Genomic DNA, 16,736 nt, shown 5'->3' with positions numbered 1-16,736 from the left:
TTCCCCAGCAGCTATCATGAGGAAAAAGCAACGTAATTTGTCGAACCGTTGCCTTATAGTGAGTCCCATGTAGCGAGGCGTGCACAGCAACAGGAATTCCGCATTGGCGATCACCCGACGACATCTTCTCCAGGCTAGCGCCTGCGCCGCGATGGCTCCGGCGCTCGGTCTTGCTCCCGCCGCATCGGTCATCACTCCGGCCCACGCGCAGGACGCCCCCGGCGGGCTGAAATGGCGTCACGCTCTCTCGACGTTTGGCGACGTCAAATATCCCGCCGACTTCAAGCGCTACGACTACGTCAATCCCGATGCCCCGAAAGGCGGGGTCATCAGGACGTTCGAACTCGGCACGTTCGACAACTTCAATCTCGTCATCCAGGGCGTGAAGGGCTCGCTTGCCGGCGCCGTCGGGCAGATCGTCGAAACGCTGACCACGCGGTCGCTGGACGAGCCTTCGACCGCCTACGGGTTGCTGGCGGAGGCCGCGGCCTATCCCGATGATTATTCCTACGTCATCTACCGTCTGCGCGCGGCGGCGCGCTGGCATGACGGCAAGCCGGTCACGCCCGAAGACGTGATCTTCTCGTTCGACGCGTTCAAGGCCAACAGCCCGATGTACAACGCGTACTATCGGCACATCGTCAAATGCGAGAAGATCGGTGAGCGCGACCTCAAATTCGTGTTTGATGCGCCTGGAAACCGTGAGCTTCCCAGTATTGCCGGTGAAGTCCCGGTGCTGGCCAAGCACTGGTGGGAAGGCAAGGATGCGCAAGGCAACAAGCGCGACGTGACGGCGACCACGCTGGAGATCCCGCTGGGATCCGGACCCTATCGCATCAAGGAGTTCGTGGCCGGCCGCTCGGTGGTGCTGGAGCGCGTTGCCGACTATTGGGGCAAGGACATCCCGGTCAACGTCGGACAGAACAATTTCGATCAGGTTCGGTCCGAATTCTTCCGCGACGACACCGTCGGACGGGAAGCCTTCAAGGCGGATCAGCTGGATTGGTTCAACGAGCGTAGCGGCAAGCAATGGTCGACCGCCTATGATTTTCCGGCGGTGGCCGAGAAGCGCGTCCTCAAGGAGAAGTTCACCAATTCGAGTTCGGGGCGGATGCAGGGCTACGCGTTCAACCTGCGCCGTCCGCTATTCACCGATATCAGGGTCCGCCGCGCCTTCAACCTCGCCTATGATTGGGAGACGTCGGACCGGCTGCTCTCGAACGGCGACTACCATCGCGACAACAGCTATTTTGACGGCATTCCGGAGTTCATGGCGACCGGTCTGCCGGAAGGCGCCGAGCTGCAGATCCTCGAAGCGCTGCGCGACAAGGTCCCTGCAGAGCTGTTCACGACGCCGTACAAGAACCCGGTGGGCGGCAATGAGGAGGCGGCGCGCAGCAACCTTCGCGAAGCCGCGCGCCTGCTCAAGGAAGCAGGGTTCGAGAATCGCGACCGCAAGCTGGTCGATCCCACGGGCAAGCCGGTCAGTGTCGAATTTCTGTCCGGTGACCCCGGCGACGAGCGCGGCGTGCTGTTCTACAAGCCCTACCTTGAGCGCCTCGGCATGACGGTGTCGATCCGCACCGTCGACAGCGTGCAGTACCAGAACCGCATCCGCAATTTCGACTTCGACATCACGACTGCGGTATGGGGACAGTCGCTGTCGCCCGGCAACGAACAGCGCGACTTCTTCGGATCGGATGCCGCCGATCGGCCGGGCTCGCGCAATCGCCCGGGCATCAAGAATCCGGCGGTCGATGCCCTGATCGAGCGCATCATCTTCGCCAAGGACCGCGCCGACCTGGTCGCGAGCTGCAAGGCGCTGGACCGCGTCCTGCTCTGGAATTGCTATCTGGTCCCGCAATTCGCCGCAGGATTCGAGCGCGCCGCCCGCTGGGACCGCTTCAGTCGGCCCGATCCGCTGCCGAAATATGGCGTGACGGGTTTTCCGAGCCTCTGGTGGTACGACGCCGACAAGGCTGCAAAGATCAAGCGCTCTTAGAAGGAAACGCGCATGGCGCTATTGACCCGCCGGCATGCACTCGGTCTCGGCATAGGTGCGTTGAGTGCTGCAGGCTTGCGTGTCGCACCGGCAGTGGCCGACGACGGAGCCGAGATGCACGGCATGTCTGTGTTCGGCGACCTGAAATATCCGGCGGACTTCCAGATCTTCGACTACGTCAATCCGAAAGCGCCGAAGGGCGGTGCCTTCTCGGTGATCCCGTGGGTGCGCGCCTACAACCAGTCCTACTACACCTTCAACTCGCTGAACGCCTATGTCCTGAAGGGTGAAGGCGCGCAGGGCATGGACATGACGTTCGCGACGCTGATGTCGCGCGCCAACGACGAGCCCGACGCGATGTACGGCTTTGCCGCCAAATCGGTCCAGATCTCGCCGGATAAGCTGATCTATCGTTTCGCCTTGCGCCCAGAGGCGCGCTTCCATGACGGCTCGAAGCTGACCGCGCAGGACGTGGTCTTCTCGCTCAACACGCTGAAGGAAAAAGGTCACCCGCTGATCCAGGTGCAGCTGCGCGACTTCGTCAAGGCCGAGGCGCCCGATGACGCGACCGTGGTGGTGACCTTCGCGGCAGGGCGTGCGCGCGACGTGCCGCTGTTTGTCGCGAGCCTGCCGATCTTCTCCAAGGCCTATTACGCGACCAGGTCGTTCGAGGACTCGACGCTCGATGCGCCGCTCGGCTCGGGGCCGTACAAGGTCGGCCGGTACGAGGTCAATCGCTATGTCGAGTACGACCGCGTCAAGGATTGGTGGGGCGCGGACCTTCCGGTCAACCGCGGCAGCTATAATTTCGACACCGTGCGTTACGAATTCTATCGCGACCGCGATGTGGCCTTCGAGGGCTTCACCTCGAAGAGCTATTTGTTCCGTGAAGAGTTCACGGCGCGCGTCTGGGCGACACGCTACGATTTCCCCGCGGTGAAGGATGGCCGCGTCAAGCGCGAGACGCTGCCCGACGACACCCCGTCCGGCGCGCAGGGCTGGTTCATCAACATGCGCCGCGACAAGTTCAAGGACCCGCGCGTGCGCGAGGCGCTGATCTGCGCCTTCGACTTCGAGTGGACCAACAAGACCATCATGTACGATGCGTATGCGCGCACCGTCTCGCCGTTCCAGAACTCGGACATGGTCGCGGAGGGCCCGCCCTCGCCTGAGGAGCTTGCGTTGATCGAGCCGTTCCGCGGCCAGATACCCGATGAGGTGTTCGGCCTGCCGTTCGTGCCGCCGATGTCTGATGGCTCCGGGCAGGACCGTGCGCTGCTGCGCAAGGCGGTGCAACTGCTCAACGAAGCCGGCTGTGTCGTCAAGGACGGCAAGCGCGTGCTGCCGAACGGCGAGCCCATCACCATCGAATTCCTCAACGACGAGCCCTCGCTGCAACCGCACCACGGGCCTTACATCAAGAATCTCGGAACGCTCGGCATCGATGCGACGTTCCGCCTGGTCGACGCGGTACAGTACCGCGCCCGGGTAGAAGATTTCGATTTCGACATGACCATGCAGCGCTTCAGCTTCTCGGCGACGCCCGGCGACAGCATGCGGCCGTTCTTCTCCTCGCAGGCGGCGAAGACCAAGGGCTCCTACAATCTCGCAGGCATCTCCAACCCGGCGATCGATGCGTTGATCGAGAAAATCATCGGCGCGAACGGCCGCCATGAGCTGACGGTCGCGTGCCGCGCCTTCGACCGGGTGTTCCGCGCCGGCCGTTACTGGGTGCCGCAGTGGTACCGCAACACGCATCCGATCGCCTATTGGGATCAGTTCGGTCATACCGAGAAGCTGGCGAAATATACCCAGGGCGTCGGTGCGCCGGAGAATTGGTGGTACGATGCGGCCAAGGCCGCCAAGCTCGAACAGGCGAAGTAGCCGATGAGCGCCTATATCGCCCGACGTATCTTCCTGATGCTGCCGACGCTGCTCGGCATCCTGTTCGTGTCGTTCGTGGTGGTGCAGTTCGCACCCGGCGGGCCGGTCGAGCGGGTCATCGCGCAGCTCAACGGTGCCGACACCGGCGGCACCTCGCGCGTCTCGGGCGGCGGCGGCGATTTTGCCGCGCAGCGCAGCCAGGGCGGCGGCGGGGCAGGCGGTGCGATCAATTCGAAATACCGCGGCGCGCAGGGGCTCGACCCCGATTTCATCAAGAAGCTCGAAGTTCAATTCGGCTTCGACAAGCCGGCGCCGGAGCGGTTCGCGCTGATGGTCTGGAATTTCGCGCGGTTCGACTTCGGCGAGAGCTATTTCCGCAGTGTCAGCGTGCTGCAGCTGATCAAGGAGAAGCTGCCGGTCTCGATGTCGCTCGGCATCTGGATGACGCTGCTGACCTATCTGATCTCGATCCCGCTCGGCATTCGCAAGGCGGTCAAGGACGGGTCTCGGTTCGACACCTGGACCTCGGCCGTGATCATCGTGGGCTTCGCGATCCCCGGCTTCCTGTTCGCGATCCTGCTAATCATCCTGTTCGCCGGCGGCTCGTTCTTCAACATCTTCCCGCTGCGCGGCCTGACTTCGGACGGCTGGGCGCAATTTCCCTGGTACTGGAAGATCATCGACTATTTCTGGCATCTGGCCCTGCCGCTGGTGTCGATGGCGCTCGGCGCGTTCGCTACCATGACGCTGCTGACCAAGAACTCGTTTCTCGACGAGATCCGCAAGCAATACGTGATGACCGCGCGTGCCAAGGGCTGCAGTGAGCACCAGGTGCTGTACGGCCACATCTTCCGCAATGCGATGCTGATCGTGATCGCGGGCTTCCCCGGCGCGTTCATCCACGCCTTCTTCTCCGGTTCGCTGCTGATCGAAACCATCTTCTCGCTCGACGGGCTCGGCCTGCTCGGCTTCGAGAGCGTGTTGAACCGCGATTACCCGGTGGTGTTCGGAACGCTGTTCATCTTTTCGCTGGTCGGACTGGTGGTCAATCTGATCTCCGATCTCGCCTATATGTGGATCGATCCACGGATCGACTTCGAGGCGCGGGAGGTCTGATGACGATGCTCGCGCCCCAGCCGGTCGAGACCACGACGCAATCGCCGCTGGGCGAGGCGGTGCCTGCCACCCGCCACGCCTTCGCGCCGTCGCCGCTCAACCAGCGGCGCTGGCAGAACTTCAAGGCGAACCGCCGCGGTTATTGGTCGTTCTGGATCTTCCTTGTCCTGTTCGTGGTTTCGCTGTTCGCCAATTTCATTGCCAACGACAAGCCGCTGCTCGTCAAGTATGACGGCCATCTCTACTGGCCGGTGGTGGCGAGCTATGCCGAGACCACCTTCGGCGGTGATTTCGAGACCGCCGCCGACTATCGCGATCCCTATTTGCAGAAACAGATCGCCGCCAAGGGCGGCAGCATGATCTGGCCGCCGATCCGATATTCCTACGATACCCACAATCTGGATCTGCCGACGCCGGCGCCGTCGAAGCCGACCTGGATGCTGACCGAGGCCGAATGCAAGGACGTGGTGCAGAAGAAGGGCCTCACCGGCTGCCGCGACCTCGAATACAACTGGCTCGGCACCGACGATCAGGGCCGTGACGTGGTCGCGCGGCTGATCTACGGCTTCCGCATCTCGGTGCTGTTCGGTCTGACGCTGACCATCCTGTCGTCGATCATCGGCATCGCCGCCGGCGGCGTGCAGGGCTATTTCGGCGGCTGGACCGATCTGATCTTCCAGCGGCTGATCGAGATCTGGACCGCGATTCCCTCGCTCTATCTGCTGCTGATCATTTCGGCGGTGCTGCCGCCGGGCTTCTTCATCCTGCTCGGCATCCTCCTGCTGTTCTCATGGGTTTCGCTGGTGGGCCTCGTGCGCGCCGAATTCCTGCGCGGCCGCAATTTCGAATACATCCAGGCGGCGCGCGCGCTCGGCGTCTCCAACGGCGTGATCATGTTCCGCCATCTCTTGCCGAACGCGATGGTCGCGACCATGACGTTCCTGCCCTTCATCGTCTCGTCCTCGGTGATGACGCTGACGGCGCTGGATTTCCTCGGCTTCGGCCTGCCGCCCGGCTCGCCCTCGCTCGGTGAATTGCTGTCGCAGGGCAAGGCCAATGTGCAGGCGCCGTGGCTCGGCCTCACCGGCTTCTTCTCGGTCGCGATCATGTTGTCGCTCCTGATCTTCATCGGCGAAGCCGCGCGCGACGCCTTCGATCCGCGCAAGACGTTCTCGAAGGGCTGACGCATGGACGCGACCAACCAGCCTTTGCTCGATGTCCGCGACCTCTCGGTCGCCTTCGGCCGTTCGGTTGCGGTCGACGGCATCTCGTTCTCGATCAAGCGCGGCGAGTGCGTCGCACTGGTCGGCGAATCCGGTTCGGGAAAATCCGTCAGCGCGCTGTCGGTATTGAAGCTGTTGCCGTATCCGACGGCCTCGCATCCTTCCGGTGCGATCCGTTTCCGCGGCCGCGATCTCTTGACCGCGTCCGACCAGGAGATGCGCGAGGTCCGCGGCAACGACATCTCGATCATCTTCCAGGAGCCGATGACCTCGCTCAATCCGCTGCAGACCATCGAGACCCAGATCGGCGAGATCCTGTCGCTGCATCGGGGCATCGGTGGTGCGGCGGCCCGGGCGCGGACGCTGGAACTGCTCGGCCAGGTCGGCATCCCCGAGCCGGAGACGCGGCTCAAGAGCTATCCGCACCAATTGTCGGGCGGCCAGCGCCAGCGCGTGATGATCGCGATGGCGCTCGCCAACGAGCCCGATTTGTTGATAGCGGACGAGCCGACCACCGCGCTCGACGTCACCGTGCAGGCGCAAATCCTGGCGCTACTGGCCGAGATCCGCGCCCGGCTCGGCATGAGCCTACTGTTCATCACCCACGATCTCGGCATCGTCCGCCGCATCGCCGACACGGTCTGCGTGATGAACAACGGCAAGATCGTCGAGCAGGGCCCGGTCGAGCAAGTCTTCACCGCGCCGCAGCACGCCTATACCAAGGCGCTGCTGGCGGCCGAGCCGAAGCCCGATCCGGCGCCGCCGCAACCCGGCGCGCCGGTCGTGATGTCGGCGGACAATCTCAAGGTCTGGTTTCCGATCAAGCGCGGGCTGTTGCGCTCGACCGTCGGCCACATCAAGGCCGTCGATGGCGTCAGCCTCGCGGTGCGCAAGGGCGAGACGCTCGGTGTGGTCGGCGAGTCCGGCTCCGGCAAGACCACGCTCGGGCTCGCGCTGCTCAGGCTGATTTCGTCCGATGGCCCGATCGTGTTCCTTGGCAAGGACATCCAGGGCCTGCGCTTCAAGCAGATGCGGCCGTTCCGCCGCGACATGCAGATCGTGTTCCAGGACCCCTTCGGCTCGCTCAGCCCGCGCATGTCGATTGCTGATATCATCGCCGAGGGGCTCGAGGTGCACCAGAAGCAGCTGTCGCGCGAGGAGCGCGAGGTGCGGGTGATCAAGGCTCTGAAGGATGTCGGCCTCGATCCCGACTGGCGCTTCCGCTATCCGCACGAATTCTCCGGCGGCCAGCGCCAGCGCATCTCGATCGCGCGCGCGGTCGTGCTGGAGCCGAACTTCGTCGTGCTGGACGAGCCGACCAGTGCGCTCGACATGTTGCTGCAGGCCCAGATGGTCGATCTGCTGCGCGACCTGCAGCGCAAGCGCGACCTCACCTACATGTTCATCTCGCACGATCTGCGCGTGGTCGCCTCGCTCGCGAGCCATCTGATCGTGATGAAATCCGGCAAGGTCGAGGAGGAGGGGCCGGCCTCCGAGCTGTTCAAGAACCCGAAGAGCGACTACACCCGCGCGCTGTTCGCGGCGGCGTTCCGGATCGAGGCGGCGGGCGATGGGTCGGTGGCGACGTAGCTTCCCGTGTCGTTCCGGGGCGCGCGAAGCGCGAGCCCGGAATCCATCGGGCCGCATATTCGGTGGATGAATGGATTCCGGGTTCGGCGCTCCGCGCCGCCCCGGAATGACGAAATCAAAGCCGCTTGATCGCGGCGACCTCGCTTCCCGCCGCCTTGATCCGCGCGATCGCAGCGTGCGTGTTTTCTAGGACCGTCGCCATGTGATGCGCATTGGCGTGTACGATCGTCGTCGCGTCGCGCACGATGGCGACATGGCCCTTCCAGAAGATCAGGTCACCGCGCTGCAGGTGCTTCGCCTCCGCAGCCGTCAATTCGCGGCCGAGCCCGTCCTGCTGCATGTCGCTGTCGCGCGGGCAGCCGGTGCCGGCGGCGGTCAAGGCGATCTGCACCAGGCCGGAGCAGTCGATGCCGAGACCGGACTTGCCGCCCCAGAGATAGGGCGTGCCGACGAATTGCTCGGCGATGGCGACGAAATCTGGCGCCATCGCGTCGAGCGGTACGAGATGCCGGCGTGGCAGGTGCCAGCCTTCGCGTGTCACGGCGAAAGCTCCGTCCTCGCGGAGGATCGCAAGCTTGGTCCCCATCGCCAGCGCCTCGGCCGGCGGCAGCTTGATCGACGGTCCCGGAAACGCCAGCGTGCGCAGCGCAGTCACCTTGTGCGTCGGTGCTGCGCCGGGCGTCGTCAGCGCAGCCTCGGCAATCCAGCCGACATAGCCGTCATCGGCGAGCTGGCCCCAGGCCCAGCCTTCGCCGTTGCGATCATACACCGTGACGCGCTCGCCTTTCAGCGCCTGGGTCATCTGTTCGGCATCGGCCGCCGGCGCCCGCCGCAGCGGCGCGATGGCGTCAACCACCTCGAAGGTCTCGCCTTCGACAAAGCGCGCAGCCTTGACCTTTCCCTCGAGATATTTCGCGGCGACGTCGTCGCGGGCGGGAGTGAGGCGCGGATCATGCATAGCGCTGGCTCAGCAGTTTGTAGATCGCACGTGCGGCCTGGCACTCGCCGCCTTCGGGGCGGCCGGGCTTTGCGGATGGCGTCCAGCCGTAGATGTCGACATGCAGCCAGCTCCTGGCGTGCTCGACGAAACGCTGCAGGAACAGCGCGCAGGTGATCGAGCCCGCGAAGCCGCCTGACGGCGCGTTGGTGATGTCGGCGGTCTTGGAGTCGAGCCAGGCATCGTAGGCCGGCCATAGCGGCATCCGCCACAACGGATCGTTCTCGCTCTTCGCGCAGGCTGCGATGTCGCCGGCGAGCGCCTCGTCATTGGTGTAGAACGGCGGCAAATCCGGGCCCAGCGCCACGCGCGCCGCGCCGGTCAGCGTGCCGAGATCGACCAGGAGATCCGGCGTCTCCTCGTCGGCCAGCGCCAGCGCGTCGGCGAGCACCAGCCGTCCTTCGGCGTCGGTGTTGCCGATCTCGACGGTGATGCCCTTGCGCGACTTGAAGATGTCGAGCGGGCGGAACGCATTGCCGGCAACCGCGTTCTCGACCGCCGGGATCAGGACCCGCAGCCGCACCTTCAGCTTCGCGTCCATCACCATCTGGGCGAGCGCCAGCACGTTGGCGGCGCCGCCCATGTCCTTCTTCATGATCAGCATGCCGCTCGACGGCTTGAGATCGAGCCCGCCGGTGTCGAAGCAGACGCCCTTGCCGACCAGCGTCACCTTTGGATGGGCCGGATCGCCCCAGCTGAGATCGATCAGAAGCGGCGCGCGCGTCGACGCCATGCCGACGGCGTGGATCAGCGGGAAGTTCTGCGCAAGCTCCTCGCCGTCGATGCAGTTGAAGGCGGCCCCGAACCTGGCTGCGAGGTCGCGCGCCGCCTCGGCGAGCTCGGCCGGTCCCATGTCGTTGGACGGCGTGTTGATGAGGTCGCGCGCCAACGCCGCGGCATCCGCGATCCGCGCGATCTCGGCGGCGTCGATGCCGTCAGGCGGCACGAGGCGGACCTCGGGCGCCTTGTTCTTGCGATAGCGGCCGAAACGGTAGCAGCCGAGCGCGAAGGCGAGCGCGGCAAGCCGTGTGTCATGCGGCGCATTGCCGAAGCGGTAGACGCCCGGCGGCAGCAGGCCGGGCAGTGCGCCGGGCCGGAACGGATCGCGCGCCTTGGCGTCGGCATCCTCGAGGCCGAACAGCACCTCTGCGATGCCGCCGTCAGCCGCCGGCAGGGCGAGCGATTTGCCCGGTTTGGCTTCGAAGCCGTTGGCCTCGGCGAACTGGCGCGCCGGCGCCGGCAACGCGCTGCGGATCGCATCCCATGTCGCCTTGGTGACGAAGGTGATCGGCGTGACGGCGGTCGTGGGTGCGGTCTCGAACACGGATGGCATGCGACTCTCGGCTGTTCTGGCGTCGTTGCTGGTGACTAACACGGCTTTCGCGGCGGATGGTAGCGCGCGCCGTGGCCGACGCGAGCTGCGACTGGAACCCGGCGTGCCGATCGCTGACCATGCCAGTTAACCAGACGTTAGGGTTAACAGTCTATTGCTGGCACGCTCAGTTGGATCCATTCGCCCGATTTCGTGAGTCACAGTGCCATGCGTCGACAGTCCAATTTGACCCCGCATCTCGCTTCCGCAGCCCTCGTGGCGCTTTTGGCCGCAGGACTTGGCGGTTGCCAGACCATGTCGGATGTCACCGGATCGATCGCGTCCCGGTCCGATCCTGCGCCCGACGATCCGCGCCGTGCTGTCGAGGTTTATGGCGAGCGCTACCGCAAGAATGCCAAGGATGCCGAGGCCGCAATCGCCTACGGCCAGGCCTTGCGCGCAACCGGACAGCGTTCGCAGGCCTGCGCCGTGCTGGAGCAGGCGACGATCGCCAACCCCGGCAACAAGGCGCTGCTCGCCGCTTATGGCCGCGCGCTGGCCGACAACGGCAATTCGCAGGCCGCGTTCGACGTGCTGAGCCGCGCGCACAGCCCTGACAATCCGGATTGGCGGATCCTGTCGGTGCAGGGCACCACGCTCGACAAGCTGAACCGGCACGAGGAAGCGCGGCGCTATTATGCGAGCGCGCTGCGACTGGCTCCGGACGAGCCGTCGGTGCTGTCCAATCTCGGCCTGTCCTACATGCTGACCAAGGAATTGCCGAAGGCGGAAGAGACGCTCCGCCAGGCCTATGCCAGCGCCCGCGCCGACACCCGCATCCGGCAGAACCTTGCGCTGGTGGTCGGCCTGCAGGGCCGCTTCGCGGAGGCGGAAACCATCGTCAAGGCCGACCTGCCGGCGGATGAAGCGGCAGCCAACGTCGCCTATCTCCGTGACATGCTGAACCGCAAGGACGGGCCGCGGACCGCATCGCGCGCCGCACCCACCGCGCCGGTCGTCGCCAGGGACGATTGATCTCCGGGCTCTGCGACGCTTCCAACTTCACGCACACAAAAGCAAACGCCCGGCATTGCCGGGCGTTTTCGAAAGCCGCCGCTGCGCAGCTCAGTGCATCGTGGCGATCTTGATGTAGGACGGCCCGAGGATCACGATGAACAGGCAGGGCAGGAAGAACAGGATCATCGGCACGGTCAGCTTGGGCGGCAGCGCTGCCGCCTTCTTCTCGGCCTCGTTCATGCGCATGTCGCGGTTCTCCTGCGCCATCACGCGGAGGCTCTGGCCGAGCGGCGTGCCGTAGCGTTCGGATTGCTGCAGGGCCATGCAGACCGACTTCACGCCTTCGAGGCCGGTGCGGCGGGCCAGATTCTCGTAGGCGGACTTGCGGTCCTGCAGGTAGGACAGTTCCGCGGTCGTCAGCGCGAACTCCTCCGACAGCGCGACCGATTGTCCGACGATCTCGTTGGCCACCTTGCGGAACGCGACCTCGACCGACATGCCCGACTCGATGCAGATCAGCAGCAGGTCGAGCGAATCCGGGAAGGCGCGCTTGATCTGGAGCTGGCGCTTGGAGATCGCGTTCTTCAGGAACAGCATCGGCGCCTGCAGGCCGGCATAGGCCGCGACGACGCAGATGCCGATCTTGATCGTAAGCGACCAGGCCGCGCCGGCGATGAAGAACGTGTAGATGATGGCGCCGATCAGCATCACGATCGGCGTCACGGCGCGGGCGAACAGGAAGGTGACGTAGGGGGCGTGGCCGCGATAGCCCGCCATCACGAGCTTCTCGAGCGCCGCTTCCTGGGCGAGCCATTTCGTCAGGTTGAGGTCGTCCACCACCCTCGAGACGACCTGCTTCGGCGTCTGCCGCAGCGCCACCTTCTCCGTCTTGGCGAGGCGTTCGCGTTCGCGTTGCCGGAGGCGTTCGCGCTCGCTGGCGACGGCCTTCATGCGCTTGTTGAGGTCGCCGCCGGCGAGCAGCGGCATCACCAGGGTATAGACCGTCGCGCTTGCCGCGAAGAAGGCAAGCAGCATGGTCATGAACCTGACGTCGTGGAGCTTGGCGATCAGAATATCAATCATGCTGCACCGTCAGAAATCGAAGTTGATCATCTTCTTCATCACCAGCACGCCGCATGTCATCCAGAGCGCGCAACCAACCAGCATGAGCTGGCCCAGCGAGTTGGTCCACAGCAGGGCGATGTAGTCGGGTGTCGTCAGGAACACGAGGATCATCACGATCGGCGGCAACGAGCCGATGATGGCGGCGGAGGCTTTCGCTTCCATCGACATCGCCTGGATCTTCTCGGCCATCTTCTTGCGGTCACGCAGCACCCGCGACAGGTTGCCGAGCGCTTCCGACAGATTGCCGCCGGACTTCTGCTGGATCGAGATCACGATGCCGAAGAAGTTCGCCTCCGGCAGCGGCATGCGTTCGTAGAGCCGGGAGCAGGCCTCGCCGAGCGGCATGCCGATCGCCTGGGTCTCGATGATCGCGAGGAACTCGCTGCGCAGCGGCTCCGGCGCGTCGTTGACGACCGCCTTGAGCGATTCGAACAGCGGCAGGCCGGCCTTGATGCCGCGCACGATGACGTCGACGGCGTCGGGCAGCGCCTTCAGGAAGGCCTTTTCCCGCCGCTTCTTCAGGAAGCCGAGCAGCCAGCGCGGCAGGCCGAGACCCATGGCGAAGCCGATGCCGGCCGCACCCAGCAAGCCTCCGCCGATCAGGAATGCAACGACGAACCCGAACAGGCCGAGGGCGCCGGAGATCACCCAGAACTTTTGCTCCGACCACTCGAGCCCGGCCTGCGAGATGCGGATGCCGAGCGAGACTTTCTTGTCCTTCTGGCGCCGCGCCTCGAGCTCCTTCAGCGATCCCTCGACCTGTTCGCGGCGGGAGCGCTGCGTGCGCTCGCTGCTTCGTGCCGTCGACGGTTCGCTGCGCGCCACCGATGCGCGGCGTGATTCGGCCTTCTTTTCCCCCGAGAGGTACGGGTACAGGAAGACCCAGGCGATGCCGCCCACGGTGGTGGCGGCGAGGAACGCCAGAGCGAGCGTTTGCGTCTGCATCCTGCGCTCCCCTAGGCCGGCGCCGGCGAGTCGGAGGCATCCAACGCCGCCGCAAGCCGCTTCTCTTCATTGTAGTAGCGGGCACGCTCCCAGAAGCGCGGCCGGCCGATGCCGGTCGAGCGGTGCTTGCCGATGATCTTGCCGTTGGCGTCTTCGCCGACCACGTCGTAGAGGAAGATGTCCTGGGTGATGATGGTGTCGCCTTCCATGCCCATCACCTCGGTGATGTGGGTGATGCGGCGTGAGCCGTCGCGCAGGCGCGCGGCCTGCACGATGATATCGACCGAGGCGCAGATCATCTCGCGGATGGTGCGTGAGGGAAGCGAAAAGCCGCCCATGGTGATCATGGATTCGCAGCGCGACAGCGCTTCGCGCGGATTGTTGGCGTGCAGCGTGCCCATCGAGCCGTCGTGGCCGGTGTTCATCGCCTGCAACAGGTCGAACGCTTCGGGGCCGCGGACTTCGCCGACGATGATGCGCTCGGGGCGCATACGCAGGCAGTTGCGGACCAGCTCGCGCATGGTGACCTGGCCCTCGCCCTCGATGTTCGGCGGCCGGGTTTCCAGCCGCACCACATGCGGCTGCTGCAGCTGGAGTTCGGCGGCGTCTTCGCAGGTGATGATGCGCTCGTCGTGCTCGATATAGTTGGTCAGGCAGTTCAGCAGCGTGGTCTTGCCGGAGCCGGTGCCGCCCGAGATGATCACGTTGCAGCGGACGCGGCCGATGATCTGCAGGATGGTCGCGCCTTCCGGCGTGATCGCGCCGAACTTGACGAGCTGCTCCAGCGTCAGCTTGTCCTTCTTGAATTTGCGGATGGTGAGCGCGGGCCCGTCGATCGCCAGCGGCGGCACGATGGCGTTGACGCGCGAGCCGTCGGCGAGGCGAGCGTCGCAGATCGGCGAGGATTCGTCGACGCGCCGGCCGACCTGGCTGACGATGCGCTGGCAGATGTTGAGAAGCTGCTGGTTGTCGCGAAAGCGGATGCCGGTGCGCTGGATCTTGCCGGCGACTTCGATGAACACGGTGCCCGCGCCGTTGACCATGATGTCGGCGATGTCGTCGCGCGACAGCAACGGCTCGAGCGGCCCGTAGCCGAGCACGTCGTTGCAGATGTCGTCGAGCAGCTCTTCCTGCTCGGCGATCGACATCACGATGTTCTTGATCGCGATGATCTCGTTGACGATGTCGCGGATTTCCTCGCGCGCCGACTCGCTGTCCAGCTTGGCGAGCTGGGCGAGGTCGATCGCCTCGATCAGGGCGCCGAAGATCGTCGCCTTGACCTGGTAATAATTGTCCGAGCGGCGCGCTTCGACGGTGGGAGCAGGCGGCGGCTTGGCCGGAGCCAGCGGCGGCGACGATACCGTCGGGGCGGCGGACTCGCGCGACATCGGCGACGAGCCGGCGGGTTCCGGCGCCTGAAAAGCGGGCTTGGGTGCCCGCACGTCCCCATCGTTTCCGCTACGCTTACCAAACACGACGTCTTGACTCCACGCGGACCACTATTTGGACCGCAGCTTTTCGAGCAGGGGCGACAGGAAGGACCCCCTCGGCTTCTTGGTTTCGCCGCGGCCTGTCAGCCGCTGCGCCATCTGTAGAAACATCTCGACTGCGCGGTGATTGGCGGAGATTTCCGCGATCATCTGGCCGTTGTTGGCGGCCGAACCGAAAATCTGCGGATCGAACGGGATGGCGGCGATCGGCTGGCTTTCGATCGCCTTGGCGAATTCGCCCGCCGCGATCTCCGGACGCTTCGGCACGCCGACCTGGTTCAGGCAGTACAGCGGCGCGCGGTCATTGGGCCGGGACGCCTTCAGCAGGTCGAACATGTTCTTGGCGTTGCGCAGATTGGCGAGGTCTGGCGCCGCCACGATCAGGATGTCGTCGGCCGCGATCAGCGCGCGCTTGGTCCAGCCGGACCATTGATGCGGCACGTCGAGCACGATGCAGGGCATCGTGGTGCGCAGCGTATCGAAGATCGCATCGAACGCTTCGGCGCCGAAATCGTAGACCTTGTCGAGCGTGGCCGGCGCCGCCAGCAGGCTCAGATGGTCGGTGCATTTCGACAGCAGGCGGTCGACGAAGGCGGTATCGACGCGGTCCGGGGAGAAGACGGCATCCGCGATGCCCTGCGCCGGATCCTGGTTGTAGTTGAGGCCGGCGGTGCCGAACGCAAGGTCGAGATCGGCGACCACCGAATCGAGCGCCAGATCGCGGGCGATCGCCCAGGCGACATTGTGCGCGATCGTCGAGGCGCCGACGCCGCCCTTGGCGCCGACGACGGCGACGACGCGTCCGACCGCCTTGGCTTCCGGCGCGGAGAACAGGTTGCAGACCGCGCGCACCACGTCGATCGCATGCGCCGGCGCAATCACGTAGTCGCTGACGCCGCGGCGCACCAGCTCGCGGTACAGCGTGACGTCGTTGACCCGGCCGATCACGACCACCCTTGTGCCGGCATCGCACACCGTGGCGAGCTGGTCGAGGCCGGCCAGGATATCGCTGCGGCCCTCGGTCTCGAGGATGATGACGTTGGGCGTCGGCGCCGAGCGATAGGCCTCGATGGCGGCCGCCATGCCGCCCATCTGGATCTTGAGGTGGGCCTTGGCGAGCCGGCGGTCCTCGCCTGCCGACTGCACGGCTGCGGCGGTCTCGACCGTTTCGCAGAACGCCTGAACCGAAACCCGGGGCGCCGGAGCAATATGGTCGTCCACGGCCTGCGGCGGGGCGTCCGTCTGCTCTTCGGAGTTTTGCTGCGCGTAGGTGATCATTTTCCTGTGTCGCTTAGCTTGGCCCTGTCGGCCTCGGGATACGTCGTGGCAGTGCTGGTGCCCTTGCGATATTTGTCGAACGCGATGTTGCGACGCGCCGTGTAGGCAGGGGTCTCCGCGCGCGGCTGGACGAGGTCGGTCGGGTCTTCGATCATGGCTGCGAGGTTGCGCTGATTGGCGCAGCCGAAATTGTAATACTGCTTGTTCTCGATATAGGACCCGTTGTGGATCGACGGGCCGAGATCCTCCGGCCAGAGACCGCACGGACCGGCGACCGCTTTCATCTTCGGGTAGTTCACGCGGATCGCGGGCATCTGCCGCGGATCCTCGGGATGGTATTTCCGCACGAGGATTCCGCGCGGCGGCACGCCGGCGGCGGTAAAGGTCGCCTGGATCTCGCGCAGCGATTCCTGCGCGGTCCGTGCGTTCGGCGTGTCGGCAGGAACGTCGATGGTGACGGCGCCGGTGCCCTCGCGAATCCAGTCCTGCGCCATTCCCATCACTTCGGCGCGCTGCTCCGCGGTCAGGCCGCCGCGGCTGCGGCCGACAAAGACCACGATCGAGCGATCAGCCTCGGTGACCGCGATCGGGTGACGCTGGCGATAATCGGCCGGCGCGTTCACCATCGCGAAACTGTTGTCGGCGGCGTGCTGGCAGGCGCCGAGCGTCATGGCGAGGCCGACGAGTGCGCCGGCGAGACTGACGGCGCGCCTGGGATCGGCGGATGTTCTGGGTGTCGTCTGTGTCATCGTCCGCC

General features: G+C 65.2%; 13 protein-coding genes. 6 read left to right on the top strand and 7 right to left on the bottom strand.

Features of this window, described 5'->3' with window-relative positions; translation table 11 throughout:
- Positions 1–103: 103 nt before the first annotated feature.
- Genes ACTUWL_RS12120 through ACTUWL_RS12100 form a run of 5 tightly spaced genes read left to right on the top strand, consistent with a single transcriptional unit; the run spans position 104 to position 7,815 of the window.
- Positions 104–2,002: an extracellular solute-binding protein gene (locus ACTUWL_RS12120; RefSeq protein ID WP_168470962.1), complete on the top strand. Its 1,899-nt coding sequence runs from the start codon at positions 104–106 to the stop codon at positions 2,000–2,002.
- Between the two features lie 12 nt (positions 2,003–2,014).
- Positions 2,015–3,886, top strand: coding sequence for an extracellular solute-binding protein (locus ACTUWL_RS12115; protein WP_021076863.1), 1,872 nt, complete (start codon positions 2,015–2,017; stop codon positions 3,884–3,886).
- A gap of 3 nt (positions 3,887–3,889) precedes the next feature.
- The gene (locus ACTUWL_RS12110) at positions 3,890–5,002 is read left to right on the top strand and encodes a microcin C ABC transporter permease YejB (protein ID WP_021076862.1); all 1,113 of its coding nucleotides are present in this window, start codon (positions 3,890–3,892) and stop codon (positions 5,000–5,002) included.
- A complete protein-coding gene (locus tag ACTUWL_RS12105; protein WP_035650052.1) occupies positions 5,002–6,186 on the top strand; it encodes an ABC transporter permease in 1,185 nt (394 codons plus the stop codon). Before ACTUWL_RS12110 ends, ACTUWL_RS12105 begins: the two co-directional genes overlap by 1 nt.
- Positions 6,187–6,189: 3 nt before the next feature.
- The gene (locus ACTUWL_RS12100; protein WP_106940510.1) at positions 6,190–7,815 is read left to right on the top strand and encodes an ABC transporter ATP-binding protein; all 1,626 of its coding nucleotides are present in this window, start codon (positions 6,190–6,192) and stop codon (positions 7,813–7,815) included.
- A 115-nt stretch (positions 7,816–7,930) separates the two neighbouring features.
- Here ACTUWL_RS12100 and ACTUWL_RS12095 read toward each other — a convergent pair whose 3' ends face one another.
- The gene (locus ACTUWL_RS12095) at positions 7,931–8,773 is read right to left on the bottom strand and encodes a C40 family peptidase (RefSeq protein WP_021076859.1); all 843 of its coding nucleotides are present in this window, start codon (positions 8,771–8,773) and stop codon (positions 7,931–7,933) included.
- Positions 8,766–10,145 (bottom strand): leucyl aminopeptidase family protein, encoded by a 1,380-nt coding sequence (locus ACTUWL_RS12090; RefSeq protein WP_021076858.1) that lies wholly within the window; start codon positions 10,143–10,145, stop codon positions 8,766–8,768. The genes ACTUWL_RS12095 and ACTUWL_RS12090 overlap by 8 nt, the downstream gene beginning before the upstream one ends.
- Before the next feature lie 207 nt (positions 10,146–10,352).
- On the opposite strand from ACTUWL_RS12090, the gene ACTUWL_RS12085 reads away from it, so the two are divergent.
- Positions 10,353–11,159, top strand: a complete 807-nt coding sequence (locus tag ACTUWL_RS12085) for a tetratricopeptide repeat protein (protein WP_035650049.1) — start codon at positions 10,353–10,355, stop codon at positions 11,157–11,159.
- 90 nt (positions 11,160–11,249) lie between these two features.
- On the opposite strand, the gene ACTUWL_RS12080 is transcribed toward ACTUWL_RS12085, so the two are convergent.
- Genes ACTUWL_RS12080 through ACTUWL_RS12060 form a run of 5 tightly spaced genes read right to left on the bottom strand, consistent with a single transcriptional unit; the run spans position 11,250 to position 16,728 of the window.
- Positions 11,250–12,224, bottom strand: coding sequence for a type II secretion system F family protein (locus ACTUWL_RS12080; RefSeq protein WP_021076856.1), 975 nt, complete (start codon positions 12,222–12,224; stop codon positions 11,250–11,252).
- Positions 12,225–12,233: 9 nt separating this feature from the next.
- Positions 12,234–13,211: a type II secretion system F family protein gene (locus ACTUWL_RS12075; RefSeq protein WP_021076855.1), complete on the bottom strand. Its 978-nt coding sequence runs from the start codon at positions 13,209–13,211 to the stop codon at positions 12,234–12,236.
- A gap of 11 nt (positions 13,212–13,222) precedes the next feature.
- Positions 13,223–14,686 (bottom strand): CpaF family protein, encoded by a 1,464-nt coding sequence (locus ACTUWL_RS12070; protein WP_021076854.1) that lies wholly within the window; start codon positions 14,684–14,686, stop codon positions 13,223–13,225.
- A 24-nt stretch (positions 14,687–14,710) separates the two neighbouring features.
- Positions 14,711–15,979: an AAA family ATPase gene (locus tag ACTUWL_RS12065; protein ID WP_021076853.1), complete on the bottom strand. Its 1,269-nt coding sequence runs from the start codon at positions 15,977–15,979 to the stop codon at positions 14,711–14,713.
- On the bottom strand, positions 15,976–16,728 hold the full coding sequence (locus tag ACTUWL_RS12060) for a CpaD family pilus assembly protein (RefSeq protein WP_021076852.1): 753 nt from the start codon (positions 16,726–16,728) through the stop codon (positions 15,976–15,978). Before ACTUWL_RS12060 ends, ACTUWL_RS12065 begins: the two co-directional genes overlap by 4 nt.
- Positions 16,729–16,736: the final 8 nt, after the last annotated feature.

Source organism: Bradyrhizobium sp. WCU1 (assembly GCF_053474805.1).
Note: the sequence above shows the minus strand (reverse complement) of the source record. Positions and strands in the feature narration are given on the sequence as shown.